Annotated in this window: 38 protein-coding genes; 36 read left to right on the forward strand and 2 right to left on the reverse strand. The window is 63.2% G+C overall.

Annotated features, from left to right (window positions below):
- Positions 1-158 precede the first annotated feature (158 nt).
- Entirely contained in the window at positions 159-2,270 is a 2,112-nt protein-coding gene (gene pnp, locus IPQ13_04835) for a polyribonucleotide nucleotidyltransferase (GenBank protein ID MBL0210224.1), read from the forward strand.
- Between the two features lie 51 nt (positions 2,271-2,321).
- Here pnp and rfaE2 read toward each other — a convergent pair whose 3' ends face one another.
- A complete protein-coding gene (gene rfaE2 / locus IPQ13_04840; protein MBL0210225.1) occupies positions 2,322-2,816 on the reverse strand; it encodes a D-glycero-beta-D-manno-heptose 1-phosphate adenylyltransferase in 495 nt (164 codons plus the stop codon).
- Between the two features lie 58 nt (positions 2,817-2,874).
- On the opposite strand from rfaE2, the gene IPQ13_04845 reads away from it, so the two are divergent.
- The 35 genes from IPQ13_04845 (at position 2,875) to acs (ending at position 23,533) form a co-directional block, all read left to right on the forward strand.
- The gene (locus IPQ13_04845; GenBank protein MBL0210226.1) at positions 2,875-3,249 is read left to right on the forward strand and encodes a zinc ribbon domain-containing protein; all 375 of its coding nucleotides are present in this window, start codon (positions 2,875-2,877) and stop codon (positions 3,247-3,249) included.
- Positions 3,250-3,431: 182 nt separating this feature from the next.
- Positions 3,432-3,830, forward strand: a complete 399-nt coding sequence (locus IPQ13_04850; protein ID MBL0210227.1) for a 30S ribosomal protein S12 — start codon at positions 3,432-3,434, stop codon at positions 3,828-3,830.
- A 12-nt stretch (positions 3,831-3,842) separates the two neighbouring features.
- Complete coding sequence (rpsG, locus tag IPQ13_04855; GenBank protein MBL0210228.1) at positions 3,843-4,313, forward strand: 30S ribosomal protein S7; 471 nt, start codon at positions 3,843-3,845, stop codon at positions 4,311-4,313.
- A gap of 146 nt (positions 4,314-4,459) precedes the next feature.
- On the forward strand, positions 4,460-6,568 hold the full coding sequence (gene fusA / locus IPQ13_04860; protein ID MBL0210229.1) for an elongation factor G: 2,109 nt from the start codon (positions 4,460-4,462) through the stop codon (positions 6,566-6,568).
- A 280-nt stretch (positions 6,569-6,848) separates the two neighbouring features.
- On the forward strand, positions 6,849-7,175 hold the full coding sequence (gene rpsJ / locus IPQ13_04865) for a 30S ribosomal protein S10 (protein ID MBL0210230.1): 327 nt from the start codon (positions 6,849-6,851) through the stop codon (positions 7,173-7,175).
- Between the two features lie 18 nt (positions 7,176-7,193).
- Positions 7,194-7,820 (forward strand): 50S ribosomal protein L3, encoded by a 627-nt coding sequence (gene rplC, locus IPQ13_04870; protein ID MBL0210231.1) that lies wholly within the window; start codon positions 7,194-7,196, stop codon positions 7,818-7,820.
- Position 7,821: 1 nt separating this feature from the next.
- Positions 7,822-8,457, forward strand: coding sequence for a 50S ribosomal protein L4 (rplD, locus tag IPQ13_04875; protein MBL0210232.1), 636 nt, complete (start codon positions 7,822-7,824; stop codon positions 8,455-8,457).
- Positions 8,454-8,735, forward strand: a complete 282-nt coding sequence (gene rplW / locus IPQ13_04880) for a 50S ribosomal protein L23 (protein MBL0210233.1) — start codon at positions 8,454-8,456, stop codon at positions 8,733-8,735. Before rplD ends, rplW begins: the two co-directional genes overlap by 4 nt.
- 79 nt (positions 8,736-8,814) lie before the next feature.
- Entirely contained in the window at positions 8,815-9,636 is an 822-nt protein-coding gene (rplB, locus tag IPQ13_04885; GenBank protein MBL0210234.1) for a 50S ribosomal protein L2, read from the forward strand.
- An 11-nt stretch (positions 9,637-9,647) separates the two neighbouring features.
- The gene (rpsS, locus tag IPQ13_04890) at positions 9,648-9,932 is read left to right on the forward strand and encodes a 30S ribosomal protein S19 (GenBank protein MBL0210235.1); all 285 of its coding nucleotides are present in this window, start codon (positions 9,648-9,650) and stop codon (positions 9,930-9,932) included.
- A 9-nt stretch (positions 9,933-9,941) separates the two neighbouring features.
- A complete protein-coding gene (gene rplV, locus IPQ13_04895; protein MBL0210236.1) occupies positions 9,942-10,322 on the forward strand; it encodes a 50S ribosomal protein L22 in 381 nt (126 codons plus the stop codon).
- A 2-nt stretch (positions 10,323-10,324) separates the two neighbouring features.
- Positions 10,325-10,972: a 30S ribosomal protein S3 gene (rpsC, locus tag IPQ13_04900; GenBank protein MBL0210237.1), complete on the forward strand. Its 648-nt coding sequence runs from the start codon at positions 10,325-10,327 to the stop codon at positions 10,970-10,972.
- A gap of 12 nt (positions 10,973-10,984) precedes the next feature.
- Positions 10,985-11,404, forward strand: a complete 420-nt coding sequence (gene rplP / locus IPQ13_04905; protein ID MBL0210238.1) for a 50S ribosomal protein L16 — start codon at positions 10,985-10,987, stop codon at positions 11,402-11,404.
- An 8-nt stretch (positions 11,405-11,412) separates the two neighbouring features.
- Positions 11,413-11,619: a 50S ribosomal protein L29 gene (gene rpmC, locus IPQ13_04910; GenBank protein ID MBL0210239.1), complete on the forward strand. Its 207-nt coding sequence runs from the start codon at positions 11,413-11,415 to the stop codon at positions 11,617-11,619.
- Between the two features lie 9 nt (positions 11,620-11,628).
- Positions 11,629-11,886, forward strand: a complete 258-nt coding sequence (gene rpsQ, locus IPQ13_04915; GenBank protein ID MBL0210240.1) for a 30S ribosomal protein S17 — start codon at positions 11,629-11,631, stop codon at positions 11,884-11,886.
- Positions 11,887-11,895: 9 nt separating this feature from the next.
- The gene (gene rplN, locus IPQ13_04920) at positions 11,896-12,264 is read left to right on the forward strand and encodes a 50S ribosomal protein L14 (protein ID MBL0210241.1); all 369 of its coding nucleotides are present in this window, start codon (positions 11,896-11,898) and stop codon (positions 12,262-12,264) included.
- A gap of 14 nt (positions 12,265-12,278) precedes the next feature.
- On the forward strand, positions 12,279-12,536 hold the full coding sequence (gene rplX / locus IPQ13_04925; protein ID MBL0210242.1) for a 50S ribosomal protein L24: 258 nt from the start codon (positions 12,279-12,281) through the stop codon (positions 12,534-12,536).
- A gap of 229 nt (positions 12,537-12,765) precedes the next feature.
- Positions 12,766-13,305, forward strand: a complete 540-nt coding sequence (gene rplE, locus IPQ13_04930; protein ID MBL0210243.1) for a 50S ribosomal protein L5 — start codon at positions 12,766-12,768, stop codon at positions 13,303-13,305.
- 13 nt (positions 13,306-13,318) lie between these two features.
- Complete coding sequence (locus IPQ13_04935) at positions 13,319-13,504, forward strand: type Z 30S ribosomal protein S14 (protein ID MBL0210244.1); 186 nt, start codon at positions 13,319-13,321, stop codon at positions 13,502-13,504.
- Positions 13,505-13,513: 9 nt separating this feature from the next.
- Entirely contained in the window at positions 13,514-13,909 is a 396-nt protein-coding gene (gene rpsH / locus IPQ13_04940; protein ID MBL0210245.1) for a 30S ribosomal protein S8, read from the forward strand.
- A 70-nt stretch (positions 13,910-13,979) separates the two neighbouring features.
- The gene (rplF, locus tag IPQ13_04945; GenBank protein MBL0210246.1) at positions 13,980-14,516 is read left to right on the forward strand and encodes a 50S ribosomal protein L6; all 537 of its coding nucleotides are present in this window, start codon (positions 13,980-13,982) and stop codon (positions 14,514-14,516) included.
- 9 nt (positions 14,517-14,525) lie between these two features.
- Positions 14,526-14,903: a 50S ribosomal protein L18 gene (gene rplR / locus IPQ13_04950; GenBank protein ID MBL0210247.1), complete on the forward strand. Its 378-nt coding sequence runs from the start codon at positions 14,526-14,528 to the stop codon at positions 14,901-14,903.
- A gap of 12 nt (positions 14,904-14,915) precedes the next feature.
- Positions 14,916-15,443, forward strand: a complete 528-nt coding sequence (gene rpsE / locus IPQ13_04955) for a 30S ribosomal protein S5 (protein MBL0210248.1) — start codon at positions 14,916-14,918, stop codon at positions 15,441-15,443.
- A 1-nt stretch (position 15,444) separates the two neighbouring features.
- Positions 15,445-15,672: a 50S ribosomal protein L30 gene (locus IPQ13_04960; GenBank protein ID MBL0210249.1), complete on the forward strand. Its 228-nt coding sequence runs from the start codon at positions 15,445-15,447 to the stop codon at positions 15,670-15,672.
- 11 nt (positions 15,673-15,683) lie between these two features.
- Positions 15,684-16,154, forward strand: a complete 471-nt coding sequence (rplO, locus tag IPQ13_04965; protein ID MBL0210250.1) for a 50S ribosomal protein L15 — start codon at positions 15,684-15,686, stop codon at positions 16,152-16,154.
- Positions 16,155-16,169: 15 nt separating this feature from the next.
- Entirely contained in the window at positions 16,170-17,546 is a 1,377-nt protein-coding gene (gene secY / locus IPQ13_04970; GenBank protein ID MBL0210251.1) for a preprotein translocase subunit SecY, read from the forward strand.
- Positions 17,546-18,202, forward strand: coding sequence for an adenylate kinase (locus tag IPQ13_04975; protein MBL0210252.1), 657 nt, complete (start codon positions 17,546-17,548; stop codon positions 18,200-18,202). Before secY ends, IPQ13_04975 begins: the two co-directional genes overlap by 1 nt.
- A complete protein-coding gene (infA, locus tag IPQ13_04980) occupies positions 18,199-18,417 on the forward strand; it encodes a translation initiation factor IF-1 (GenBank protein ID MBL0210253.1) in 219 nt (72 codons plus the stop codon). The genes IPQ13_04975 and infA overlap by 4 nt, the downstream gene beginning before the upstream one ends.
- A gap of 40 nt (positions 18,418-18,457) precedes the next feature.
- Complete coding sequence (gene rpmJ, locus IPQ13_04985) at positions 18,458-18,574, forward strand: 50S ribosomal protein L36 (GenBank protein MBL0210254.1); 117 nt, start codon at positions 18,458-18,460, stop codon at positions 18,572-18,574.
- Positions 18,575-18,583: 9 nt separating this feature from the next.
- Positions 18,584-18,952 carry a 30S ribosomal protein S13 gene (gene rpsM / locus IPQ13_04990; GenBank protein MBL0210255.1) on the forward strand — a complete coding sequence of 123 codons (369 nt, stop codon included), beginning with the start codon at positions 18,584-18,586 and terminating at the stop codon, positions 18,950-18,952.
- A 16-nt stretch (positions 18,953-18,968) separates the two neighbouring features.
- Positions 18,969-19,376: a 30S ribosomal protein S11 gene (gene rpsK, locus IPQ13_04995; GenBank protein MBL0210256.1), complete on the forward strand. Its 408-nt coding sequence runs from the start codon at positions 18,969-18,971 to the stop codon at positions 19,374-19,376.
- 17 nt (positions 19,377-19,393) lie between these two features.
- On the forward strand, positions 19,394-20,026 hold the full coding sequence (gene rpsD, locus IPQ13_05000) for a 30S ribosomal protein S4 (GenBank protein ID MBL0210257.1): 633 nt from the start codon (positions 19,394-19,396) through the stop codon (positions 20,024-20,026).
- Positions 20,027-20,039: 13 nt separating this feature from the next.
- Complete coding sequence (locus IPQ13_05005) at positions 20,040-21,011, forward strand: DNA-directed RNA polymerase subunit alpha (protein MBL0210258.1); 972 nt, start codon at positions 20,040-20,042, stop codon at positions 21,009-21,011.
- 11 nt (positions 21,012-21,022) lie between these two features.
- Positions 21,023-21,415: a 50S ribosomal protein L17 gene (rplQ, locus tag IPQ13_05010; GenBank protein ID MBL0210259.1), complete on the forward strand. Its 393-nt coding sequence runs from the start codon at positions 21,023-21,025 to the stop codon at positions 21,413-21,415.
- 165 nt (positions 21,416-21,580) lie between these two features.
- Positions 21,581-23,533: an acetate--CoA ligase gene (gene acs, locus IPQ13_05015; GenBank protein ID MBL0210260.1), complete on the forward strand. Its 1,953-nt coding sequence runs from the start codon at positions 21,581-21,583 to the stop codon at positions 23,531-23,533.
- Between the two features lie 82 nt (positions 23,534-23,615).
- On the opposite strand, the gene IPQ13_05020 is transcribed toward acs, so the two are convergent.
- Positions 23,616-24,863 (reverse strand): hypothetical protein, encoded by a 1,248-nt coding sequence (locus IPQ13_05020; GenBank protein MBL0210261.1) that lies wholly within the window; start codon positions 24,861-24,863, stop codon positions 23,616-23,618.
- Positions 24,864-24,888: the final 25 nt, after the last annotated feature.

Here is a 24,888-nt window from a genome sequence, read left to right on the forward strand (position 1 = left end):
GGGACCTAAGCGCTGATAGACTATTAATTGCCGAACCATCAACTGTCCGCCCTGCGGCAGCGACCTCTGCATGAAATCCACAGTTCGGTCTTGTGGCTTTCCTGGAGCGATCGCAAAAGGGCGGGCCAGCCAAGTCCCCGATCGGGGCAGGAGATTCCATGAACGAACTGCAATTCAGCCCGACCACCGTAAGCCTGGATCTGGGCGGCACGCCCATCACCATCGAGACGGGCCGCATCGCCAAGCAGGCGGCGGGCGCGGTCATCGTGCGCCAGGGCGACACCATGGTCCTGGTGGCCGTGTGCCGCGCCGCGCCGCGGGAAGGCATCGACTTCTTCCCGCTCACCGTGGACTACCGCGAAGCCGCCTTTTCCGCCGGCAAGATCCCGGGCGGCTTCTTCAAGCGCGAGGGCCGCGCCACCACCAAGGAAACGCTCATCTGCCGCCTCATCGACCGTCCCTTGAGGCCGCTCTTCGAAGAGGGCTACAACGACGACACCATGATCACGGCCCAGGTCATCAGCTTCGATGGCCAGCACCAGCCGGACACCCTGGCGATCGTGGGCGCATCGGCCGCATTGATCATTTCCGAAATCCCTTTCGTGGCGCCCGTGGGTGGCATCCGCGTGGGACGGATCGACGGGAAGTTCGTCGCCAATCCCCTGGTGGGCCAGCGCACCGACAGCGACCTGGACCTCATCCTCGCGGGCACCGAGGAAGCCATTGTCATGGTGGAATGCGGCGCCAAGGAAGTGCTCGAAGCCGACATGGTGGACGCGCTGAATTTCGGCCACGAGCAGATCAAGAAGCTCGTCAAGCTCCAGAAGGAGCTGCAGGCCAAGGTCGGCAAGCCGAAGCTCGCCGCGGCGAAGAGCGAACTCGACCAGGACATCTACGCCAAGGTGTCCAAGCACGCCGAGAAGCTGATGGCTGCCCTCACCATGAAGGTGAAGCTGGACAGCTACAAGGCCATCGACACGCTGAAGAAGGAGGTCGTTTCCGAGCTGACGGCCGACGCTCCGGAAACCAAGAAGGACGTCGTCGCCTGTTTCGACCTGCTGAAGGAAACCCTGTTCCGCAACACGATCCTGAAGCAGAACATCCGCCTCGACGGCCGGGCCTTCGACCAGATCCGGCCCCTCAACATCGAAGTCGGCGTGCTTCCCTCCACGCACGGTTCCTGCCTCTTCACCCGCGGGGAGACCCAGGCCCTGGTGACCGCCACCCTGGGCACCCAGGATGACGTGCAGTACATCGACGGCATCGAGGAGGAGTACGAGAAGAAGTTCTACCTGCACTACAATTTCCCGGGCTACAGCGTGGGCGAGTGCAAGCCCAACCGCGGGCCGGGACGGCGCGAGATCGGCCACGGCATGCTGGCCGAGCGCAGCATCATGGCGGTGCTGCCCAGCCAGGAAGAAAATCCCTACACGGTGCGCGTGGTGTCCGACATCACCGAGAGCAACGGTTCGTCCTCGATGGCCACCATCTGCGGCGGAACGCTCGCGCTCATGGACGCGGGCATCAAGCTGAAGGCGCCGGTCGCGGGCGTGGCCATGGGCCTCGTGAGCGATGGCGAGAAGTTCGTGGTGCTCACGGACATCGCCGGCCAGGAAGACCACTATGGCGACATGGATTTCAAGGTCGCCGGCACCACCAAGGGCATCACAGCGCTCCAGATGGACATCAAGATCGGCGGCATCACCACCGACATTTTGACCAAGGCGCTGGCCCAGGCCAAGCAGGGGCGGCTCCAGCTGCTCGCGTCCATGGGCGAGATCCTGGCCGCGCCGCGCGGGGAGTTCGCTTCGAATGCGCCGCAGATGAAGAGCATCCAGCTTCCCAAAGAAAAAATCCGCGATGTCATCGGCAAGGGCGGCGCCACCATCCGCAACATCATCGACGTCTCCGGCTGCTCCGTGAACATCGACGACGACGGCATCTGCCAGGTGGCCGGCCCGACCCAAGAGAAGCTCGCCATCGCGCTGAAGATGATCGCGGACCTCACGCAGACCGCGGAAGTCGGCAAGACCTACATGGGCCGCGTGGCGAAGGTCGTGGAGTTCGGCGCCTTCGTGACCATCCTGCCGGGCCTCGACGGCCTGCTGCACGTCTCCGAGATGGCGCCCCACCGCGTCAAGAGCCCCGCCGATGAAGTGAGCGAAGGCCAGGAGATCATGGTCAAGGTCATCGGCATCGACGAGAAGAGCGGCAAGATCAAGCTCAGCCGCAAGGCGCTCATGGCCGCCGAAGCGCCCGCCGAAGCCTGATCCCCGCACTCGAAGTTTCCAGGAAAACGCGGTCTTTCGGGACCGCGTTTTTCATTCCGGAAGCGTGACGCCGCGGCCGCTCCGGATGCGTTCTTCGATCCGCGAGGTGCTGTGGCCTGGAATCAGGGGAATGATGACCACGCGCCCCCCATGCGCCTCCACCGCGTCGCGTCCGACCACCGTATCCGGCGTGTAGTCGCCGCCCTTGACCAGGATGTCGGGCCGCAAGGCTTGGATGAGTTCCAGGGGCGTGTCCTCGTCGAACTGCACCACCGCGTCGACGCTGCGCAGCCCCAGTAGGATGGAGGCGCGCGCGGCTTCGTCCTGCAGGGGCCTTCCGGCGCCCTTCAGCCGCGCGACGGATGCATCGCTGTTGAGTCCCACCACCAGGAAATCCCCCAGGGCGCGGGCGTCTTCCAGGTACCGGACGTGGCCAGGGTGCAAGAGGTCGAAGCAGCCGTTCGTGAAGCAAAGCCGCGCGGGCCGCTGCGGGAGGGCCGCGAGGAAGGCCTTGGCATCAGGAAAGAGTCGAGGGGGAGTGTCCATGGCGCGTCCGAGTTAAACTAGCAGTTTGCGGCGCAGGCCGCTTGCTTGAAAGGATGCCATGCCACTCTACGAGTACCGCTGTGAAGCCTGCGGCGCGAAAGAAGAAAAACTCCAGGGCTTTTCCGCGCCCACGGCCCACGATTGCCCCGCATGCGGCGGAGGCGGGGCCATGCGCCGCGAGATCTCGAGGACCGCGTTCGTGCTGGCCGGCAGCGGCTGGTATGCCGGCGGCTACGCCGGAGGCGGGAAGGACCCTGCCGGGGACGGCAAGGCGGGAAAAAGCGCTGCGGGGGCCCAGGAGGGCGGGACCGCGGCCGGAGCCGCTCCGGCGGCAGGGGCGGCCGCCGGAGCCGCGTCCGGATCGAACGCGGGATGCGCTTCGGGGTGCGCCTGCCACTCCCCGAAAATCGAAGCGGCCACGAAGCCGGAGTGACCGGCGCCGAGGATCCCGGATTGACTTCCCGCGCCGGTGCGATAGGCTTATAAGTTCCCTGCCCATCCGGGCCGGCCGATTTTCTTTCCGTCCAATGTTGCCTGTCCTCTGCAAGGGGCCTCCGCAACCTCTCGGGCCTAGCTCTCCGGGATCATCTGGACGAGCCAACTATGGAGGATGGTGTGCCAACCATCAATCAATTGATCCGCCAAGGGCGGAAGACGTTCATCAACAAGACCAAGAGCCCTGCGCTCGACGCCTGCCCGCAGAAGCGCGGCGTGTGCACCCGCGTGTTCACCACCACGCCGAAGAAGCCGAACTCGGCCCTCCGCAAGGTCGCCCGCGTGCGCCTGACCAACGGCATCGAGTGCACCACCTACATCCCGGGCGTGGGCCACAACCTGCAGGAGCACTCCATCGTGCTGATCCGCGGCGGCCGTGTGAAAGACCTGCCCGGCGTGCGCTACCACGTGGTCCGCGGAACGCTCGACGCCACGGGCGTCGCCGGCCGCAACCAGTCCCGCTCCAAGTACGGCGCGAAACGGCCGAAGGCCGGCGCAGCCGCTGCGAAGAAAAAGTGAGGTAGATGAAAAATGGCTCGTCGTTCCGCACCCCCCAAGCGTGAGATCCTCCCGGATCCCATCTACAACTCGCTCGTCGTCTCCAAATTCGTGAACATCCTCATGGAGCGCGGCAAGAAGGCCACCGCCGAACGCATCGTGTACGGCGCGCTCGAGATCGTCGCCAAGAAGAGCGGCGAAGAGGCCCTCGAAGCCTTCACGAAGGCGCTGACCAACATCAAGCCCGCGGTGGAAGTGAAGTCCCGCCGCGTCGGCGGCGCCACCTACCAGGTGCCCGTCGAAGTGCCGCAGAACCGCCGCACCTCGCTGGCCATGCGCTGGCTGAAGACCTACTCCGCATCCCGCGGCGAGCGCACCATGCGCGACAAACTGGCCGGCGAGATCCTCGACGCCATGAACTTCCGCGGCGCCGCCATCAAGAAGAAGGACGACGTCCACAAGATGGCCGAAGCCAACAAGGCGTTCGCCCACTTCCGCTGGTAGAAGGCTGTTTCGCGCTGCGGGGCCGCTGCACTGGCGGCCCCATGCTTTGAATCACCGGCCTTGGCTTTCCGAATTGAATGCCCGCGTGCCATGCGCACCGGACCCTGATCCTGTTCCTTGACTCAATTTTTCCTAAGGAGTCTCTCGTGGCTCGCCATACGCCCCTCGAGCGCTACCGCAACATCGGCATCATGGCCCATATCGATGCCGGCAAGACGACCACCACGGAGCGCATCCTTTTCTACACCGGCAAGATCCACAAGATCGGCGAAGTCCATGACGGCGCAGCCACCACCGACTGGATGGTGCAGGAGCAGGAGCGCGGCATCACCATCACGTCCGCGGCCATCACCGCCAGCTGGATCCCGCTGACGGGCAAGGACACGGGCGTCGAACACCGCATCAACATCATCGACACGCCCGGCCACGTGGATTTCACCGCCGAGGTGGAGCGCAGCCTGCGCGTGCTGGACGGAGCCTGCGCGGTGTTCTGCGCCGTGGGCGGCGTCGAGCCCCAGTCCGAGACGGTCTGGCGCCAGGCCGACAAGTACCACGTGCCGCGCATGGCCTTCGTGAACAAGATGGACCGTCCCGGCGCGGATTTCTTCCGCGTGGTGGACATGATGAAGACCCGCCTGAAGGCGCGCCCCATGCCCATCCAGATCCCCATCGGCGCCGAGGAGCATTTCCGCGGCGTCGTGGACCTGGTCACCATGAAGGCGCTCACCTTCGACGACGGCGACAAGGGCTACAAGGTCATCGAGGGCGAGATCCCCGCGGACCTCTTGGAGACCGCCGCCGAATGGCGCGAAAAAATGGTCGAGATGGTGGCCGAGGCCGATGAAGTGCTCATGGAGAAGTACCTGAGCGGCGAGGACCTCACCGAAGCCGAACTCCGCGACGGCATCCGCAAGGGCTGCATCTCGATCATCTTCACGCCGATGATGTGCGGCAGCGCCTTCAAGAACAAAGGCGTGCAGCCCATGCTCGACGCGGTGGTGAACTACATGCCGAGCCCCTTGGACGTCCCGCCCATCCAGGGCGTGGACATGGACGGCAACGCCATCGAGCGCCTCGCCGACGACAAGGAGCCGTTCAGCGCCCTGATCTTCAAGATCATGGCGGATCCGTTCGTCGGCAGCCTCTCGTTCATCCGCGTCTACTCCGGCGTGCTCGAAGCGGGATCCAGCGTCTACAACTCCAACAAGGACCGCCGTGAGCGCATCGGCCGCCTGCTCCAGATGCACGCCAACAAGCGCGAGGACATCACCGAAGTCCGCACCGGCGACATCGGCGCGGCGGTGGGCCTCAAGGACGTGTTCACGGGCCAGACCATCTGCGACGAGGGCCACCCGGTGGTGCTCGAGAGCATGGACTTCCCGGATCCGGTGATCCAGGTGGCCATCGAGCCCAAGACCAAGGCCGACCAGGAGAAGATGGGCATCGCGCTGGGCCGGCTGGCCCAGGAGGATCCCACCTTCAAGGTGAAGACCGATCCCGAGACGAACCAGACCATCATCGCCGGCATGGGTGAGCTCCACCTGGAGATCATCGTGGACCGCATGATGCGCGAATTCAAAGTGGAAGCCAACGTGGGCAAGCCCATGGTGGCCTACCGCGAGACCATCCGCCGCCGCGTGGAGTCCGAAGGCAAGTTCGTCCGCCAGTCCGGCGGCCGCGGCCAGTACGGCCACGTCAAGCTCATCGTCGAGCCCAACGAGCCGGGCAAGGGCTACGAATTCATCAACGAGACCAAGGGCGGCTCGGTGCCCAAGGAATACATCAAGCCCACGGACCAGGGCATCCAGGAAGCCATGGAATCCGGCGTGCTCGCCGGGTACCCGGTGGTGGACGTCAAGGTCACCATCTACGACGGCAGCTTCCACGATGTGGACTCCAATGAAATGGCGTTCAAGATCGCCGGCTCCATGGGCTTCAAGGCGGGCTGCGAAAAGGCCCACCCGGTGATCCTCGAACCCATCATGGGCGTCGAGGTGGTGGTGCCCGAGGAATACATGGGCGACGTCATCGGCAACCTGAACAGCCGCCGCGGCCGCATCGAGAACATGGAAGAGCGCGCCGGTTCCAAGGTCGTTTCTGCCAAGGTCCCGCTTGCGGAAATGTTCGCCTACTCCACCAGCCTCCGCGGCATGACCCAGGGCCGCGGCAACTACACCATGCAGTTCTCGCACTACGACGAAGCCCCCAAGAACGTGGCGGAAGAGATCATCGCCAAGGTCAAGGGGTCCAAGTAGGTCCCAAGTCCCAAGTCCCAAGTCTCAAGCCTTCTACCTTCATAGCCCCTCACGGGGTGAAGCCGTTCAAGTTCTCCGGATCTTGGCTTCTTGATAAGCCCGCTCCCCTTTGTAAAAGGGGAAGCAAAACCGGCCGCCGAGGCTCGAAAAATTTCGTTTGTGTTTTCGGCGGCTTTTGTTATTCTGGTTAGCCTTGTCCTCGTCTGAGAGGACATCAACTCAGGTTGGGCGGCCAGCGCCCCACGTCTATGGACGGCACATCCGTCCCGATGGAGTGAACATGAAAGACAACATTCGCATCCGTTTGCGCGCCTTCGACCACCGCCTGCTCGACCAGAGCACCCGCGAAATCGTGGACACCGCGAAGCGCAGCGGCGCCCAGGTCGCTGGGCCGATCCCGCTTCCCACCCGGACGAGCAAGTACACGGTGAACCGCTCGCCCCACGTGGACAAGAAGAGCCGCGACCAGTTCGAGATCCGCACCCACAAGCGGCTGCTCGACATCCTCAACCCCACCCAGACCACGGTGGACACCCTGATGCGCCTCGACCTCCCCGCGGGCGTCGATGTCGAAATCAAGGTGTTCAGCCGTCAGGGCAACCGGTAAAGGAAGGGGAGCAGAACCATGATCAAAGGAATCATCGGCAGGAAACTGGGCATGACCCAGATCTTCAATGAAAAAGGGCAGGTCGTCCCCGTGACCGTGATCCAGGCGGGCCCCTGTGTGGTGGTGCAGCGCAAAACCGCCGCCAAAGAGGGCTATGACGCCATCCAGATCGGCTTCGTGGATCCCAGCGGCGGCAAGCGCGCCAGCAAGCCCGAGAGGGGCCACGCGGAGAAGCACGGCGTCGCTCCGGTCCGCGTGCTGCGCGAGTTCAAAGTCGATTCGTCCGATCCCGCGAAGGAAGGCGATAGCGTCCTCGTGGGCCAGTTCGAAGCCAAAGTCAAAGTCAATGTCGTCGGCACCAGCAAGGGCAAGGGCTTCGCGGGCGTCATGAAGCGCCACCACTTCAAGGGTGGCCGCGCGACCCACGGCTCCATGCACCACCGCGCTCCTGGTTCCATCGGCGGCTCTTCCGATCCCAGCCGTGTTTTTCCCGGCATGCGCATGGGCGGCCACATGGGCGCCGAACAGGTGACCGTGAGGAACCTGGAAATCGCCTCGGTGGATTCCGAAAACAACCTTCTGCTCATCAAGGGCGCCGTTCCCGGCCCCAAGGGTGGGTACGTCGTGATCAAGCAGGAGGCCTGAGATGGCGACCTTCCAGCACCCTGTCGTGAACCTCGACGGCAAGCAGGCCGGCACTGTGGACCTGCTGCCCGAAGTCTTCAAGCTTGAAGACATCAATACCCATCTGATCTGGGAAGCGGTCCGCCACTTCCTGGCCAAGCGCCGCGCCGGCACCGCCAAGACCAAGGACAAGTCCGAAGTCTCCGGTTCGGGCAAGAAGCTCTGGAAGCAGAAGGGCACCGGCCGCGCCCGCATCGGCTCGATCCGTTCGATGATCTGGAAGGGCGGCGGCACGGCCCATGGCCCGAATCCGCGCTCCTACGATTACGCTTTCCCCAAGAAGGCCCGCCGATCGGCCCTCCGCAACGCGCTTTCCGTCAAGTTCTCCAAGGGCCAGTTGATGGTCGTCGAGAACTGGGAGCTCGCCACCCACAAGACCAAGGCCCTTTCGGGGACCATGGCCAAGCTGGGCGTGGGCGACCGCGCCCTGCTGGTGGGGTCCGAGGCCTCCCGCAATCTGTCCCTGGCTGCCGGGAACCACCCCAGGTTCATGACGGTCACGAGCCTGGGCGTGAATGTCTATGAGCTGCTCAAGTACGACCAGGTTGTCTTTTCCAAGGATGCGATTCTGGCGCTGCAGGAAGTGGTGAAACCATGACTAAGATTTTCGAAGTGATCCGCAAGCCGCTGCTGACCGAAAAAGGCCAGATCCTGCGGGAGAGCAATGTCCAGGTGTTCGAAGTGGCTCCCTGGGCCAACAAGCACCAAATCAAAGAGGCCGCCGAGCTCCTGCTCCAGGCCAAGGTGAAGTCCATCCGCACCGTCAAGGTGCACGCCAAGGCCAAGCGCCTGGGCCGCTGGGTGGGCCAGACCGCCGCATCGAAAAAGGCCTACGTCGAACTGGCGGAAGGCTCCCTTCCCGCCGCCGAGGCCTGAGAGGCCCGGAAATTGATTTCAAACCCCGTGGACGGACAAGCACTGCCACTATCGCCCACACTTTTCTAAAGGCAAAACCATGAGCGTAAAGATGCTCAAGCCGACCACGCCAGGTCAGCGCGGCATGTCGAAGCAAGGTTTCGAGGAAATCACGAGCGACTCCCCCGAGCGTTCCCTGATTGCCAAGAAGACCCGCACCGGCGGCCGTTCCAACACCGGGCGGATCACCACGCGGCACATCGGCGGCGGCCACAAGCAGCGCTACCGCCTGATCGACTTCAAGCGCAACAAGTTCGATGTGCCCGCCAAGGTCGCGACGATCGAATACGACCCCAACCGCACCGCCCGCATCGCCCTGCTGGTCTATGCCGACGGCGAGAAGCGCTACATCCTGGCGCCCGACGGCCTGGAAGTGGGCCGCACCGTGGTGTCCGGAAAGAACGCGGACATCCTGGTGGGCAACACCCTGCCGCTCCGGAACATCCCGGTGGGCACCGAAATCCACAACATCGAGATGAAGCCCGGCAAGGGCGGCCAGATCGCCCGCGCCGCCGGCGCTTTCGCGCAGCTCGTGGCGAGGGACGGCGAATACGCCCAGCTCCGCCTGAAATCCGGCGAGATCCGCAAGATCCACCTGGAATGCATGGCGACCATCGGCAAGGTCGGCAACCTGCAGCACGAGAACATCGCGCTGGGCAAGGCCGGCCGCAGGATCTGGCTGGGCGTCCGCCCGACCGTCCGAGGCGTGGTCATGAACCCGGTGGACCACCCGCACGGCGGCGGCGAAGGCCGCACCTCCGGCGGCCGCCACCCGGTCACCCCCTGGGGCCAGCCGACGCGCGGATACAAGACGCGGCATAACAACCGCACCACCAAATTCATCGTCAAGCGGATCAACTAGGAGAATTCACGATGGCCCGTTCTCTGAAAAAAGGCCCGTTCATCGATGGGCACCTCTCCAAGAAAGTGGACACTGCGGTTTCCACGGATGACCGCAAGATCATCAAGACCTGGTCGCGCCGCTCCACGGTGATGCCGAAGATGATCGGCCTGACCTTCGCCGTCCACAATGGCAACAAGTTCATCCCTGTCTACGTCACGGACAACATGGTTGGCCACAAGCTGGGCGAGTTCGCTCCGACCCGGACCTTCAGGGGCCACGCCGGCAAGTCCGACGCCAAAGCGAAGGGGAAATAAGCCATGACCATGAATTCCAAATCTCCCGCGCAGGCCGACATCGCGGCCAGCGCCACGATCCGCCACCTCCGCGGCTCGGCCCAGAAGGCCCGGCTCGTGGTGGACCTCATCCGCGGCAAGCAGATCGGCGAAGCCCAGTGGGTCCTCGCCAGCACCAAGAAATACGCCTCGGAGCCCATCCGCAAACTGCTCGATTCCGCCGTGGCCAACGCCCTGGACAAGAATCCTTCCGTGAACCCCGACGAACTGATGGTCAAGTCGGTGTTCGTGGACGAGGGCTTCCGCATGAAGCGCGTCCGCCCTGCGCCCATGGGCCGCGCCTACCGCGTGCAGAAGCGCACCTGCCACATCACCATTCAGCTCGCCGCCGTAACCGGCGAGGAGGCGTAGTCATGGGTCAAAAAGTCCACCCTTTCGGGTTCCGCATCATCTATTCCAAGAACTGGCACAGCAAGTGGTACTCCAAGCGGGACTACGCCACCATGCTGCACGAGGACCTGAAGCTCCGCAAAGAGCTCAAGGCCCAGCTGCACGCGCTCAACGCCATGATCAGCAAGATCGACATCGAGCGCGCCGCGGACAAGGTCACAGTGCGCATCTTCACCGCGCGCCCCGGCATCGTCATCGGCCGCAAGGGCTCCGAGATCGACAAGCTCCGTGAAGACCTCCAAGCGAAGCTCAAGCGCCCCGTCGCCGTCGACATCCAGGAAATCAAGAAGCCGGAAATCGACGCGCAGCTCGTGGCTGAGGGCGTGGCCCAGCAGCTCGAGCGCCGCATCGCCTTCCGCCGCGCCATGCGCAAGGCCGAAGAAGCCGCCATCCGCTTCGGCGCCAAGGGCTTCAAGATCAAGGTCTCCGGCCGCCTGAACGGCGCCGAGATCGCCCGGACCGAAGACTACCTCTCCGGCCAGATGCCCCTCCAGACCATCAAGGCCAACGTGGACTACGGCTTCGCCGAAGCCAAGACCACCTACGGCATCATCGGTGTGAAGGTGTGGGTGAACCTGCCGGATTCGGCTGTCGAAACCGTGAAGCGCTGAGGTGACCTAACCATGTTGATGCCCAAGAAAGTCAAAAACCGCAAGGTTCAAAAAGGCCGGGTCAAAGGCCAGGCCACCCGTGGCGCCGAGCTCGCATTCGGCGATTTCGGCCTCAAAGCGCTCGACCACTGCTGGCTCACCAACCGCCAGATCGAGGCCGCCCGTATCGCCATGACCCGCCACGTCAAGCGCGGCGGCAAGATCTGGATCCGGGTCTTCCCGGACCGGCCCACCACGTCGAAACCTGCCGAGACCCGCATGGGCAGCGGCAAGGGCGCGCCGGACGGCTGGGTCTGCGTGATCCGCCCGGGACGCATCCTCTTCGAGATGGAAGGCATCACCGAGGACCTGGCCCGCGAAGCCCTGGCCTTGGCGCAGCAGAAACTGCCTTTCGCGTCTGAGTTCATCACCCGCACGCCGCCTGAAGAATAGAGGAACCCATGAGCAAAAAGAACCCCTTCAGCGCATTCACAGACAAGAACACCGAAGAGCTGGCGCAGCTTGAGGCCGAATTGGCCGCCAAGCGGTTCACCCTGCGTTTCCAGCATGCCGTGGGCCAAGTGGAGAATTCCGCCGAGATCCGCAAGACCCGCCGCGAGTTGGCCCGCGTCAAGACCGCGCTGGCCTCCAAAATGGCCGCAGAGTAGGAGACTGGGATGAGCCTCGAAACTAAAATGATCCGCAGCGGCATCGTGGTGTCCAGCAAGGCCGACAAGACCGTGGTCGTGAAGGTGGAACGCAAGTTCCAGCACCCGCTGTACCACCGCACTGTGAAGCAGTCGAAGAAATTCATGGCCCACGATGAAACCAACGCCTGCGGCATCGGCGACCTGGTGAAGATCGTGGAGTCCCGTCCCTTGTCCAAACGCAAGCGCTGGGCGGTCCTCGAGATCGTCCAAAAAGCTGGCGAGTAAGGAGATCCGATGATTCAAATGGGATCCATGCTCACGGTCGCCGATAATTCCGGCGCGAAAAAGATCTGCTGCATCCTGCCGCTCGGCGGGGGCGTCGGCCGGATCGCCCAGCTGGGCGATGTCATCACCGCCTCCGTCAAGGAAGCCATTCCGGGCGGCACCGTGAAGAAGAAAGCCGTCGTCCAGGCCGTCATCGTGCGGCAGCGCAAGGCTTTCCGCCGGAAGGACGGAAGCTACATCCGCTTCGACGAGAACGCCGCCGTCCTCATCAAGAAGGATGGCGAACCCGTGGGGACCCGCGTGTTCGGGCCCGTGGCGCGCGAGCTTCGCGAGCGCAAATACATGAAGATCGTGTCTCTCGCTCCTGAGGTGATCTAATGCCGGCCATGAAGATGAAGCTGAAAAAAGGCGACCAGGTCGTCGTGATCGCAGGCAAGGACAAGGGCAAAGTCGGACTAGTCTCCAAGGTCAACCCCTCCACGAACCGTGTGCTCGTCGCGGGCGTCAACATGATCAAGAAGGCCACCAAGGCCAATCCTCAGACCGGCGAAGAAGGCGGGATGATCCCAAAGGAAGCCACGATCCACGCTTCCAACGTGATGATGCTGGACCCCGCCACCAATAAGCCGACGCGCAAACGCCCGGCTTGAGCCATCCCCAAGATCTTTCGGCTTCCTTATCCGTTCTGGCCGTGAGATGATCGTCCTTCCGCCCTCTCCAGGGCGGACTCGTTTGAAAACCTGAGGTTGAGGGGAAACGGGAAGCGGCCGCGCCAATTGGTGCCCGGCGTGCGACCCAAGCCTCCTCGCTCTCCCGAACCCCGGGGCCCCTGCGCCCTCGGAAATGGAGGAAGCAATGTCCAAAGCACAAGAGCATCCTGTGCCCCGCCTGAAAGCCCATTATTCCAGCAAGGTGGTTCCGGCCCTCCAGTCGGAATTCGCTTTCGGCTCCATCATGCAGGTGCCGAAGCTCGAAAAGATCGTCCTGAACATGGGCGTCGGCGAAGCCATCCAGAACATCAAGATCCTGGATGTGGCCGTCGAGGAGCTCACCACCATCGCCGGGCAGAAGGCCATCGTCCGCAAGTCCAAGAAGAGCGTGGCCCAGTTCAAGCTGCGCGAGGGCATGCCCATCGCCTGCATGGTCACCCTGCGCGGGCCCCGCATGTGGGAATTCATGGACCGCCTCATCGCGCTGTCCCTGCCCCGCGTGCGCGACTTCCGCGGCGTCCCCACCCGCTCCTTCGACGGACGCGGGAACTACACCCTGGGCATCAAGGACCAGTTGATCTTCCAGGAAATCGACTTCGCGAAGGTGGACAAGCTCAAGGGCATGAACATCACTTTCGTGACCACTGCCAAGAACGACGCCGAAGCGCGCGCCCTGCTGACCCAGCTCGGCATGCCTTTCCGTAAGTAGCAGGAGATTAGACATGGCCCGCATCGCGAAGATGTACAAAGACAGCCAGCCACCGAAATTCTCGACCCAGCACCGGAACCGCTGCCTGAGCTGCGGCCGTTCCAGGGGCTACATCGGCAAGTTCAAGCTGTGCCGCATCTGCTTCCGTAAACATGCGCTGGCCGGCGAACTGCCCGGCGTGCAGAAGTCCAGCTGGTAAGGGGCAACCATGTACACAGATCCTATTGCCGATTACCTGACCCGCATCCGCAACGGCATCATGGCCGGCCACACGGCCGTCGTGGTGCCCGCCAGCAAGATGAAGGAGAACCTCTCCGCCATCCTGAAGCAGGAGGGGTACATCCACTCCTACAAGGCCGTCGAGCACGAAGGCCGGAACTACCTCGTCCTCAACCTCAAGTACCTGAAGGACAAGGCCAACGTGATCCACGGCATCAAGCGGATCTCCCGTCCGGGCCTGCGCATCTTCGCCGGGGTGCATGAGATCGCCGAAGTGCATGGCGGCCTCGGCATCTCCATCCTCACCACGCCCAAGGGCGTGATGACCGGCAAGGATGCCCAGAAGCAGAACGTCGGCGGCGAGATCATCGCCTATGTCTGGTAGCCGCCCTTCAACCCTTTTTCCTGAAATGGGCGACAGGCCCTGACCTGAGCCCTCATCTAAGGATTCCAACATGTCTCGAATCGGAAAAATGCCCGTGACTCTGCCCAAGGGCGTGACCGTCACAGTCAACGGGGCTGAGGCCGTGGTCGCAGGCGCCAAGGGCAAGATCAACTGCCCGATCCCCAAGGGGATCAGCCTCGACATCAAGGCCGACTCCATCACCTTCCTGCGGGCCGACGAGCAGGCCCAGACCCGCGCCTTCCACGGCCTCGCCCGCGCGCTTGTGAACAACGCCGTCCAGGGCGTCACCGAGGGCTGGAAGAAGGAGCTGGACATGGTCGGCGTCGGCTACAAGGCCGCCATGGACGGCGCGAAACTGCGCCTCGACCTGGGCTACAGCCATCCCATTTTCTACGAAGCCCCCGCGGGCATCGCCCTGCAGGTCGAAAAGGCCACCCATATCGTGGTGACCGGCAGCGACCGGCAGCTGGTGGGCCAGGTGGCTGCCGACATCCGCAAGTTCCGCAAACCCGAGCCGTACAAGGGCAAGGGCGTCATGTACACCGGCGAAGTCATCCGCCGCAAGGCCGGCAAGACCGGAAAGTAGGGGGGAGCCATGGCCACATCAACCGAACTCAGAAACCTCGCCTCGCGGCGCGAAAAGACCAAGGCCCGGATCCGCGGGCGGCTCTCGGGCACCGCGGAACGTCCCCGCCTCACGATCTACAAGAGCCTCAAGCGCATCTACGTGCAGGCCGTGGACGACTCCAAGGGCGTCACCGTGGCTTCCGCCTCCAGCCTGGAGAAGGATCTGCGCGCCAAGCTCTCCAACGGTGCGAACATCGACGCCGCCAAGGCGGTGGGAGCGAGCATCGCCGCCCGTCTGCAGGAAAAGGGCATCAAGGCGGTGGTCTTCGACCGCAATGGTTATCTCTATCACGGCCGCGTGAAAGCGCTCGCCGACAGCGCCCGCGAAGCCGGGCTGCAGTTTTGAGGAGCTAAGGGAATGGCGAACGAGCGCAGCGACAGACACAGCAGCCAGGGCGCTGCTGAACAGCAGAGCGAATTCAAGGACCAGGTCATCTACGTGGGCCGCGTCACCAAGGTCGTCAAGGGAGGCAAGAACTTCTCCTTCTCGGCGCTGGTGGTGGTGGGCGACGGCAATGGCCGGGTCGGTTTCGGCCTGGGCAAGGCCCTCGAGGTCCCTTCGGCCATCAAGAAGGGGATCGAGAGCGCCAAGCGCAACATGATCAAGGTCCCGGTGACCCCCAACGGCAGCCTGCCGCATCCGATCCAGGGCCATTTCGGCGCGGGCTCGGTGCTCATGAAGCCCGCGCCCCAGGGCACGGGCATCATCGCCGGCGCCGCGGTGCGAGCCGTCATGGAGGCAGCGGGGATCCACAACGTCCTGACCAAGAGCCTCGGTTCCAGCAATCCTCACAACGTGGTTCGCGCCACATTCCAGGGTCTTGCGGCTCTCATGGACCCCTACACGGTCATGACCAACCGCGGTCTGGACCAGGCGGAGGCCTAAGATGCCAAACCAGCCCAAGCAGAACCCGCCCAGCAAGGCCCTGATCGGCAAGAACGTGGTCATCACGCTCCGCCGCTCGATCATCTGCACCGTGCCCAAGCACAAGGCTTTTGCCCAGACCCTTTGCCTGAAGCGCCCCGGCGACACCCGCGAGTGTGTGTACACCGCCAATGTCCACGGGATGCTCAAGCTGATGCCCCACCTTATTGACATTACGGTCAAGGGTTAGAGGAGAACGTCATGAAACTCAACGAACTCCGCCCGGCCCCAGGCGCCACCCAGTCCCGCAAGCGCGTGGGCCGGGGCAAGGGCTCCGGCATGGGCAAGACCGCGACCCGCGGCGAGAAAGGCCAGAAATCCCGCCGTGGCTACAGCCACAAGCGCGGTTTCGAGGGCGGGCAGATGCCGCTCCACCGCCGCCTCCCCAAGCGCGGTTTCACCAATATCTTCGCGATTCCCACCCAGGAAGTGACCCTGGCCTTCATCTCGACCTATTTCAAGGACGGCGAGAAGGTGTCCATCGAGGCGCTCCGCGACAAGAAACTGCTCAAATCGCGCATCCAGAAGATCGTCGTGCTGGCCAAGGGCGAACTCACCTGCAAGGTGACCGTGGTGGCCGACCGCGTCACCAAGGGGGCCCGCGAGGCCATCCTGGCCAAGGGCGGCACCATCGAAGAAATCCAAGAGCCCTGCGCCCCGGCGCAGGCCTAAAAAGGCCACGACCGGATGAACCGATTCCGCCAGCTCTGGGAAAACCCCGAACTCCGCAAGCGCATCTTGTTTACCTTCGCGTTGCTGGCCCTGTACCGCTTCGGGGTCCATGTCTCCGTGCCGGGCGTCAACGCGGAAAACCTCGTGAAGAACCTCGGCAAGGCCGGGGACCTGTTCAACGTGGTGGACCTATTCTCGGGCGGCGCCTTCAAGAAATTCTCGATCTTCGCGCTGGGCATCACGCCCTACATCACCGCCAGCATCGTGCTGCAGCTCATGGGGGCCGTGGTTCCCCAGCTGGAGCAGCTCCAGAAGAAGGAAGGCGAGGCGGGCCGCGAGAAGATCAACCAATGGACCCGGTACATCACGGTCGGCCTGGCCTTCGTACAGGGCCTCGGCGTGGCGTCCCTGGCCCAGGGCCTGGGCACCGACGTGGTCGCCAATCCCGGCACCAGCTTCCGGATCATGGCCGCCTTCACGCTCGCAGTGGGTTCCATCTTCGTGATGTGGATCGGCGAGCAGATCACCCAGCGCGGCCTGGGAAACGGCATTTCGCTCCTGATCTTCGCAGGCATCGTGGCCGGGCTTCCGGCGGGCCTGACGACCCTTGGCAAGCTGTTCAAGGACTCGCTGGCGAACACCGGGACAGTACCCCCGCCCGGCATCTTCCTGCTCCTGTTCGCGGCCATGTTCGCGGTGCTCATCGCCGTGGTGATGATCGAGAGCGCCTACCGCAACATCCCCATCCACTACGCGAGGCGCGCCGATGCCAGTCGCATGGCGAGCCAGCGCAGCTCCTACATGCCCCTGAAGGTGAACACCGCCGGCGTGATGCCGGTGATCTTCGCGGGCTCCATCATTTTCTTCCCGGCCACCATCGCCCAGTTCTTCAAGTGGGAATTCCTCGCGAAAGCCTCCGACTGGGTGAATCCGCGGAGCCACTTCTGGGTCTACACGCTCATCTTCATCGGCGTGACCATGTTCTTCGCGTTCTTCTACACCTCCATCGTGTTCAATCCGGACGAGACCGCCGACAACATGAAGAAGTCCGGCGGGTACATCCCCGGCATCCGGCCAGGCAAGGAAACCGCGGCCTACCTCGACGGCATCCTGTCGAAGCTGACTTTCGTCGGCGCCATCTACCTCGGCATCGTTTCCATCGTCCCGCTGATCCTGACCAACAGCATCTCGGGCATCAATTTCTACTACGGCGGTACTTCGCTGCTGATCGTGGTGGGCGTCGCGCTGGATACCGTGGCCCAGATCGAGAGCTACCAGATCATGCGCAAATATGACGGCTTCCTGGAAAAGGGGCGCGTGCGGACCCGTTCCGGGGTCGCTCCATCGGCAGGCCCGGGTTCCCGGCTCAGCACCCGGTCGGAGAACGCCTGATGAGAGTGCACATCCTGCTCGGGCCTCCGGGCTCCGGAAAAGGGACCCAGGCGAAACGCCTGGTGGAAAAGTTCAAATTGAACCACCTATCAACTGGTGATATTCTAAGAGACGCTGTTTCGAAAGGAACAGAGATTGGCCTGAGAGCGAAAGCGATCATGGCCAGTGGCAAATTGGTGGACGATGACACCGTCAACGGGCTCGTGTTTGCGCGGCTGCGACAGGGGTTCGAAGGCGATGTCTTGTTCGACGGTTATCCACGGACCCTTCAACAGGCCGAGGCACTGGGGGAATTCCTCTCCACCCAGATGATCGGACTTGGGCACGTGCTGAGCGTCGCAGTCCCCGATGGAGCGCTAGAGGCCCGTGTGGTGGGCCGCCGCGTATGCAGCAACAACGACTGCGGCGCCATCTACCACGTGGAAACCAAGCGCCCCAAGCAAGACGGCATCTGCGACCTCTGCGGCAGCCCGCTGAAGCACCGGTCCGACGATACCGCGGAAGCCTTCCGCAGCAGGATGGCGGAATTCAACGCCACCTTCCAGCCGCTTCTGGGCTTCTACGAGCGCAAACCGAACTTCCGTTCCGTGGACGGCAATCTCGCCCCGGAACAGGTGTTTGAATCCCTGGTTCAGCTGTTCGCGGAGTCCGCTTGAGCAAAGAAGAAGCCATTGAGCTCGAAGCCACAGTGGTCGAATCCCTGCCCAACGCGGTGTTCCGCGTCGAACTGGAGAACAAGCATCAGGTGCTCGCCCACATCAGCGGCAAGATGCGCAAGAACTTCATCCGCATCCTTCCGGGCGATCGGGTCCTCGTCGAGGTCACCCCGTACGATCTCTCCCGCGGCCGCATCATCTACCGCTTCAAGTGAGCCGTTTTTCAACAATTAACCTTTAATCGAGAGGTCACCCATGAAAGTTCGGCCCTCTGTCAAGAAGCTGTGCGAACACTGCAAAGTGGTCCGCCGTGAAGGCATCATCCGGATCATCTGCAAGAAGAACCCCAAGCACAAGCAGCGTCAGGGATAAGGAGCATCAATGGCACGCATCGCAGGCATTGACCTTCCCGTCGGTAAGCGCATCGAGATCGCGCTGACCTACATCTACGGGATCGGCCGCGCCAAGGCCCACACCATTCTCACCAAGGCCAAGGTGGAGTTCGGCACGAAGGTGCGGGATCTCACCGAGGACGAGGTGGGTCGCATCCGCAAGGTGATCACCACCGACGAGACCGTCGAAGGCGATCTCCGCAAGAACATCAACCTGGACATCAAGAGGCTGATGGATATCGGAAGCTACCGTGGCCTGCGCCACCGCAAGGGCCTTCCGGTCCGCGGACAGCGCACCCACACCAACGCGCGGACCCGCAAGGGCAAGCGCAAGACCGTCGCCGGCAAGAAGAAGTAGAGCTTAAGGATCCGACATGGCTAAGACACAGACCCGGACCGCCGGCAAGAAGGTGGTCAAGAAGAAGGAAAAGAAGAACGTGCCCCACGGCGTGGTGCATGTCCAGGCCTCCTTCAACAACACGATCATTTCGATTTCCGACCCCATGGGGAACATGCTCGCCTGGGCGTCCAGCGGGAACCAGAATTTCCGAGGCACCCGCAAGGGCACGCCCTTTGCCGCCCAGGTGGCCGCAGGCGTGGCCGCCGAGGCCGCCAAGGAACATGGCATCCGCAGCGCCGACGTACGGGTCAAGGGACCGGGAGCAGGCCGCGAGAGCGCCATCCGCGCCATCAACGCCGCCGGCATCTCCGTGACCAGCATCCGCGACGTCACCCCCATCCCCCACAACGGCTGCCGCCCGCCCAAGCGGCGCCGCGTCTAAACTAGAGGAGACATTCCATGGCTCGTTACAATGACGCCGTTTGCCGCCTCTGCCGCCGCGAAGGCATGAAACTCTACCTGAAGGGCGAACGCTGCTTCAAGGAGAAGTGCTCCTTCGAGACCCGCAAGGGCAAACTGCCCGGCCAGCATGGTGCGGGCAAATTGAAGAAGCCCACCGGCTATGCCCTCCAGCTCCGCGAAAAGCAGAAGGTGAAGCGCATCTACGGCGTGCTCGAAAAGCAGTTCCGCCTCTACTTCGAAAAGTCCGACGCGAAAAAAGGCGTCACGGGACACAACCTGCTGGGCTTCCTCGAAAGCCGGCTGGATAACGTCATCTTCCGCCTGGGGCTCGCCCCCAGCCGGGCCGCCGCCCGCCAGATGGTCATGCACGGACACGTCAAGGTGAATGGCAAGCGGGTGGACATCCCCTCTTTCCAGACCAAGACCGGCCACAGCATCGAACTCGGCGAGCGCGCGAAAGCCAACGAAGGCGTCAAGACCTCCGTGGAGACCGCGGCAGGCCGCGGCATCCCCAAGTGGCTAACTCTCGACGGTGGCGCATTCAGCGGCCAAGTCATCGCGTCTCCCACCCGGGAAGACATCACGCTTGACATCAACGAACAGTTGATCGTCGAGCTCTACAGCAAGTAAGGGAGGGGAGACCATGCTGAACCTCAGCGATTTCCAGCGCCCGCGCTTCGCCGAAGTCAACCAGGCCAGCCTGAGCGACACCTACGGCGAATTCGTGGCCTTTCCCTTCGAGCGCGGGTTCGCCACCACCGTCGGCCACGCCATGCGCCGGGTGCTGCTCAGCAGCATCCAGGGCGGCGCGGTCACGCACCTGCGCATCAAAGGCGTACAGCACGAGTTCACGACCCTGCCGGGCGTGTGGGAAGACATCACCCACATCCTGCTCAACCTGAAGGAAGTGCCCTTCAAGGTCCACAGCAGCGAGCGGCAGATCCTCACCCTGTCGTCCAAGGGCGAAGGCATCGTCAAATCCGGCGCGATCCGCACCAACCAGAACGTGGACGTCGTCAATCCCGACATCCACATCGCCACCCTCGGCGAGGAAGGCGACCTGGAACTGGAGATCGTCGTGTCCATGAACCGCGGGTTCGTCACCGCGGACCGCAACCACGACGAGACCTTGGGCCTGGGCTTCATCCCCATGGATTCGAACCACAGCCCGGTGATCCGCGTGAACTACATCGTCGAGCCGGCCCGCGTGGGCCAGAGCACCGACTATGAAAAGCTTACGCTTCAGGTGTGGACCAACGGCACTGTGTCCCCCAAGGACGCTGTGTCGGATGCGGCCCTTGTCCTGCGTGAACACTTCCTGGTGTTCGCAAGGCAGGATGAAGACTTCGCCGACATCGACATGTCCGCTCCGGTCATGTCCGGCGAGCAGGTCAACGCCTGGCTCGGCAAATCGGTGGAAGAGCTGGAACTGTCGGTCCGCGCCAACAACTGCCTACGCAACGCTTCCATCACAACCATCGGTGAATTGGTGCAGCGCACCGAAGCCGAACTGATGAAGACCAAGAACTTCGGCAAAAAGTCGCTGCAGGAAATCAAGGACGAACTGGCCCGCATCGGCCTGTCCTTGGGCATGCGCCTTGAGCAAGAAGTCTAAGGAGCCACACCATGCGTCATAACGTCGCCGGCAAGCGCCTGGGCCGTCCCAGCAACCAGCGCAAGGCCCTCATGAAGAACCTCGCGATCGCCCTCATCACCCATGAGCGCATCGAGACCACCATCGTGAAGGCCAAGGAGCTCCGCAAATTCGCAGAGCCCTTCATCACCCTTGGCAAGACCGATTCCGTGGCCAACCGCCGTCTGGCGATGTCCCGGCTCGGCAACAAGACCGCCGTGCAGAAGCTGTTCAGCTCCGAGTTCAAGGCCCGGTTCGACGCCCGTCCGGGCGGCTACACGCGCATCCTGAAGATGGACACGCGCCTGGGTGATGGCGCCGAAATGGCCCTCATCGAGCTGGTGGACTACACCCTGCCCGAACCCGCCGAGCCTGAAGGCGAATAGGCCGACAAGCAAGATCCGTAACACGCCCTCTCGCGAGGGCGTTTTTTTTGTGCAGGATTCCCTTTCGCACCTACCTACTGACTTCGCCTTGCTGCCGTCCGCCTGGCGCTCCCGTATGATGGGAGCTCACCCAGATGCCCACTTCGACCTGGAAGGAGCCAACGCATGTCCGAGGCCATGTATCCCGTCAAGGACGACATCCGCAACCGCGCCCACCTCCAGACCATGGAGGAATACCAGCGCCTGTACCGGCTTTCCATGGACAACCCGGAATGGTTTTGGGGCGAACAGGCGAAAACCCTCACCTGGTTCCATCCTTGGACTTCGGTGCTGGACGCGGACTACGCGGAAGCCGATTTCGCATGGTTCTCCGGCGGACGCCTCAATGCCTGCTTCAATTGCGTGGACAGGCACCTGCCGGCCTTGGCCGAACGGACGGCCATCATCTGGGCGCAGGATGAGCCCGGCGTCTACACCCATATCAGCTACCGGGAACTGAAGCACAACGTCTGCCGCGTCGCCAACGTCCTGCTGCACCATGGCGTCAAGAAGGGCGACCGCGTCTGCCTGTACATGACGATGATCCCCGAGCTGATCTACACGATGCTTGCCTGCGCGCGCATCGGCGCGGTGCATTCCGTCGTGTTCGGCGGGTTCTCGGCGGAGTCCCTGCGGGACCGCATCGTCGATGCCCATTGCAAGGTGGTGGTGACGGCCAACGAGGGCCTTCGCGGCGGCCGCAAGGTGCCCCTTAAAAAGACGGTGGACCGCGCCGTGGAGGGCATGTCCTTCGTGGAGACCGTGCTGGTGGCCCGCCGCACGGAATGCGACGTGGACATGGAACCTGGCCGGGACCATTGGCTTGATGATGAGTGTTCACGGCAGCGCAGCACTTGCACGCACGAATGGATGGGATCGGAGGATCCGCTGTTCGTCCTCTATACCTCCGGGAGCACAGGCAAACCCAAAGGCCTCATGCACACCACCGGCGGTTTCATGACCTACGCCGCCTACACGCACAAACTGGTATTCGACTACCATCCCGGCGACATCTATTTCTGCGCGGCCGACATCGGCTGGGTGACGGGCCACAGCTACATCGTGTACGGGCCCCTGGCGAACGGGGCCACGAGCGTGGTCTTCGAGTCCACGCCGCTCTATCCGGACGCAGGCCGCTACTGGCGGATCGTGGATGATCTCGGCGTGAACATCCTGTACACCGCCCCCACCGCGCTCCGGGCCCTCGCCCAGGCGGGAGATGAATGGGTCCAGCGGTACAGCCGGAAATCCCTGCGCATCCTGGGAACCGTCGGAGAGCCGATCAACCCGGAAGTCTGGCGCTGGTACCACGACATCATCGGAGAGGGCCGTTGCGCAGTGGTCGACACCTGGTGGCAGACCGAGACCGGAGGCATCCTCATCACGCCGCTCCCGGGCGTGACGCCCTCGAAGCCGGGTTCCGCCACGCTCCCTTTCTTCGGCGTGAAGCCGGTCATCGTGGACCCGGCGACGGGAGCGGTCCTGGAAGGCAACGGAGTCACCGGCGCGCTGTGCCTGGGAACGCCCTGGCCCGGCCAGGCGCGCACCGTGTTCGGCGACCACAAGCGGTTCCGCGAGACCTATTTCACGCAATACCCCGGCTACTACTTCACCGGCGATGGGGCCCGGCGCGACGAGGACGGCTACTACTGGATCACGGGCCGCATCGACGACGTCATCAATGTTTCCGGGCATCGGCTGGGCACCGCCGAGGTGGAAAGCGCGCTGGTGGCGCACGAAGCCGTGGCCGAGGCCGCGGTGGTCGGGTACCCCCACGCGCTCAAGGGCCAGGGCATCTACTGCTATGTGCTGCTCAATTCGGGATTCGGCAAAGAGGATCCCGAGCAGCTCATCGGCATGCTCAAGGAACAGGTGCGGCAGGCCATCGGCGCCTTCGCCGCGCCGGATATCATCCACATCGCCGCCGGGCTCCCCAAGACCCGCAGCGGCAAGATCATGCGGCGCATCCTGCGCAAGATCGCCGCCAGCGAATATGAGGGATTGGGCGACGTTTCCACCCTGGCCGAGCCCGATGTGGTCAAGTCCCTCATCGAGGAACACCGCGTCGCTCAAGGGTGAGGGCGTGCGAAAGGCCTGCCAGCAAAAAAGTGCGGCCCCGAAGGGCCGCGCTTTTTTATGAAAACCTGAGCAGAGCAATGGCTCAGAAGGCCACCTGGAAGGCCACGACCAGGGTGTCTCCGCCATGTTCGCCCGTCTGGCCTGTGCTGGCGCGGGGAAGCAGGAAATTCTTGCTGCGGGTGACGTAGTTGACCTTGATGTTGGCGGCCTTGAGCTTTTCGGGCTTGAACGCATAGAGGTACCCGGCGCTGATCTCCGTGTACTTCGGCGTGAAATCCGAGCCCAGCGAAACTCCAGGCGCGCTCTCCTTGTAGGGGTTGTAGGCGGTGTACCAGTTGTCGCCGGAGTTGTAGTTGGCGGTGTCATAGCGCAGCAGGAAGGTGTGGTTGCCGGTGGTGTAGCCCCCCGTCAGCCAGTAGCCCATGTACTTCTGGTCCAGGTGCTGGCGCGCGGCGGCCCCGGTGGCGCCCACGGAGGCGAAGCGGCGGCCCAGCAAGCCTGTCATCAGCTCTGCGGACACCAGCCAGGTGGTGTCCTGGTAGACGTAGAAGGCGCCCATATTGGTGGTCTTGTCCTTGTTGTCGAGGATCTGGACGGCCGTGGGCAGCGCAGCAGCGGCGCCGGCGAAGGTCTTGCCCGCGAGCCCCCCCTTGTCGGCCTGGTCGGTGGAGCCCTGCAAGGTGTAGAGGCCGAACTTCATGGTCCTGCCGTAATTCAGGTCCAGGCGCGCGACGAGATCCTTCTGGCCGTTGGTGTCATTCCCCTTGCCGGAGACCGAGTCGTTCATGCCATTCAGGAAGGCCAGGGTGGCCTTGCCGCCGAATTCCTTCGGGTCGCCGAAACCATAGCTGAGAGCCAGGCCGCGGTCGCGTTTGTCGCCGAACTGGCGCGCGAGCTGAGCCCGCTCCGCGAACATGATTTCGCTGGAGGAGGTGACTCCTTCATAGGTCTGCAGATTCTTGAACTGGCCGAGCTTCGCCTCGAATCCGCCGCCCATCTTATAGACGATGGCCGCATCCTGGAGGATGGAGGGATTGCTCGTGCCCGTGTTGATGGAGGGGTCCACCATCACTTCGTAATCCACATCCCCCGTGATGGAACCCGAAAGCTTGATTTCCGACCGGCGGATGGAGAACGTGTTCTCGGTGAACTCGCCACGGAGATTGTAATATTTGGCGTAGGGCGTGTTCAGCCGAAGGTTGTTGTCGAGCATCTGGGAATACCAGACCTGCACCAGCCCGCTGATCTTGGGCGCCTGGGCCCTGGCGGGGGTGGATCCACCTGCGAGCGCTAGCGCGGCGAGGCCGAACATCATTGTCGAACGCTTCATCTCTTCTCCGATCACCGATCCATTC

The organism is Holophagaceae bacterium, assembly GCA_016720465.1.
Classification (GTDB): domain Bacteria; phylum Acidobacteriota; class Holophagae; order Holophagales; family Holophagaceae; genus JANXPB01.

Excerpts from the sequence above, each read along its gene's own strand:
- rplW (MBL0210233.1), top strand. The coding sequence starts at position 8,454 with ATGACTAAGATTTTCGAAGTGATCCGCAAGCCGCTGCTGACCGAAAAA.
- rplB (MBL0210234.1), top strand. The coding sequence starts at position 8,815 with ATGAGCGTAAAGATGCTCAAGCCGACCACGCCAGGTCAGCGCGGCATG.
- rpsD (MBL0210257.1), top strand. The coding sequence starts at position 19,394 with ATGGCTCGTTACAATGACGCCGTTTGCCGCCTCTGCCGCCGCGAAGGC.
- rplX (MBL0210242.1), top strand. The coding sequence starts at position 12,279 with ATGAAGCTGAAAAAAGGCGACCAGGTCGTCGTGATCGCAGGCAAGGAC.
- IPQ13_04845 (MBL0210226.1), top strand. The coding sequence starts at position 2,875 with ATGCCACTCTACGAGTACCGCTGTGAAGCCTGCGGCGCGAAAGAAGAA.
- IPQ13_05020 (MBL0210261.1), bottom strand. The coding sequence starts at position 24,863 with ATGAAGCGTTCGACAATGATGTTCGGCCTCGCCGCGCTAGCGCTCGCA.
- rplO (MBL0210250.1), top strand. The coding sequence starts at position 15,684 with ATGAAACTCAACGAACTCCGCCCGGCCCCAGGCGCCACCCAGTCCCGC.
- rpsM (MBL0210255.1), top strand. The coding sequence starts at position 18,584 with ATGGCACGCATCGCAGGCATTGACCTTCCCGTCGGTAAGCGCATCGAG.
- rpsG (MBL0210228.1), top strand. The coding sequence starts at position 3,843 with ATGGCTCGTCGTTCCGCACCCCCCAAGCGTGAGATCCTCCCGGATCCC.
- rplC (MBL0210231.1), top strand. The coding sequence starts at position 7,194 with ATGATCAAAGGAATCATCGGCAGGAAACTGGGCATGACCCAGATCTTC.
- rpsS (MBL0210235.1), top strand. The coding sequence starts at position 9,648 with ATGGCCCGTTCTCTGAAAAAAGGCCCGTTCATCGATGGGCACCTCTCC.
- rpsC (MBL0210237.1), top strand. The coding sequence starts at position 10,325 with ATGGGTCAAAAAGTCCACCCTTTCGGGTTCCGCATCATCTATTCCAAG.
- rpmJ (MBL0210254.1), top strand. The coding sequence starts at position 18,458 with ATGAAAGTTCGGCCCTCTGTCAAGAAGCTGTGCGAACACTGCAAAGTG.
- rplQ (MBL0210259.1), top strand. The coding sequence starts at position 21,023 with ATGCGTCATAACGTCGCCGGCAAGCGCCTGGGCCGTCCCAGCAACCAG.
- rpsQ (MBL0210240.1), top strand. The coding sequence starts at position 11,629 with ATGAGCCTCGAAACTAAAATGATCCGCAGCGGCATCGTGGTGTCCAGC.
- rplR (MBL0210247.1), top strand. The coding sequence starts at position 14,526 with ATGGCCACATCAACCGAACTCAGAAACCTCGCCTCGCGGCGCGAAAAG.
- rplV (MBL0210236.1), top strand. The coding sequence starts at position 9,942 with ATGAATTCCAAATCTCCCGCGCAGGCCGACATCGCGGCCAGCGCCACG.
- IPQ13_04960 (MBL0210249.1), top strand. The coding sequence starts at position 15,445 with ATGCCAAACCAGCCCAAGCAGAACCCGCCCAGCAAGGCCCTGATCGGC.
- rpsH (MBL0210245.1), top strand. The coding sequence starts at position 13,514 with ATGTACACAGATCCTATTGCCGATTACCTGACCCGCATCCGCAACGGC.
- rpsJ (MBL0210230.1), top strand. The coding sequence starts at position 6,849 with ATGAAAGACAACATTCGCATCCGTTTGCGCGCCTTCGACCACCGCCTG.
- pnp (MBL0210224.1), top strand. The coding sequence starts at position 159 with ATGAACGAACTGCAATTCAGCCCGACCACCGTAAGCCTGGATCTGGGC.
- secY (MBL0210251.1), top strand. The coding sequence starts at position 16,170 with ATGAACCGATTCCGCCAGCTCTGGGAAAACCCCGAACTCCGCAAGCGC.
- IPQ13_04935 (MBL0210244.1), top strand. The coding sequence starts at position 13,319 with ATGGCCCGCATCGCGAAGATGTACAAAGACAGCCAGCCACCGAAATTC.
- rplF (MBL0210246.1), top strand. The coding sequence starts at position 13,980 with ATGTCTCGAATCGGAAAAATGCCCGTGACTCTGCCCAAGGGCGTGACC.
- rpsK (MBL0210256.1), top strand. The coding sequence starts at position 18,969 with ATGGCTAAGACACAGACCCGGACCGCCGGCAAGAAGGTGGTCAAGAAG.
- IPQ13_04975 (MBL0210252.1), top strand. The coding sequence starts at position 17,546 with ATGAGAGTGCACATCCTGCTCGGGCCTCCGGGCTCCGGAAAAGGGACC.
- IPQ13_05005 (MBL0210258.1), top strand. The coding sequence starts at position 20,040 with ATGCTGAACCTCAGCGATTTCCAGCGCCCGCGCTTCGCCGAAGTCAAC.
- rplD (MBL0210232.1), top strand. The coding sequence starts at position 7,822 with ATGGCGACCTTCCAGCACCCTGTCGTGAACCTCGACGGCAAGCAGGCC.
- rfaE2 (MBL0210225.1), bottom strand. The coding sequence starts at position 2,816 with ATGGACACTCCCCCTCGACTCTTTCCTGATGCCAAGGCCTTCCTCGCG.
- rpsE (MBL0210248.1), top strand. The coding sequence starts at position 14,916 with ATGGCGAACGAGCGCAGCGACAGACACAGCAGCCAGGGCGCTGCTGAA.
- rpmC (MBL0210239.1), top strand. The coding sequence starts at position 11,413 with ATGAGCAAAAAGAACCCCTTCAGCGCATTCACAGACAAGAACACCGAA.
- rplP (MBL0210238.1), top strand. The coding sequence starts at position 10,985 with ATGTTGATGCCCAAGAAAGTCAAAAACCGCAAGGTTCAAAAAGGCCGG.
- rplN (MBL0210241.1), top strand. The coding sequence starts at position 11,896 with ATGATTCAAATGGGATCCATGCTCACGGTCGCCGATAATTCCGGCGCG.
- acs (MBL0210260.1), top strand. The coding sequence starts at position 21,581 with ATGTCCGAGGCCATGTATCCCGTCAAGGACGACATCCGCAACCGCGCC.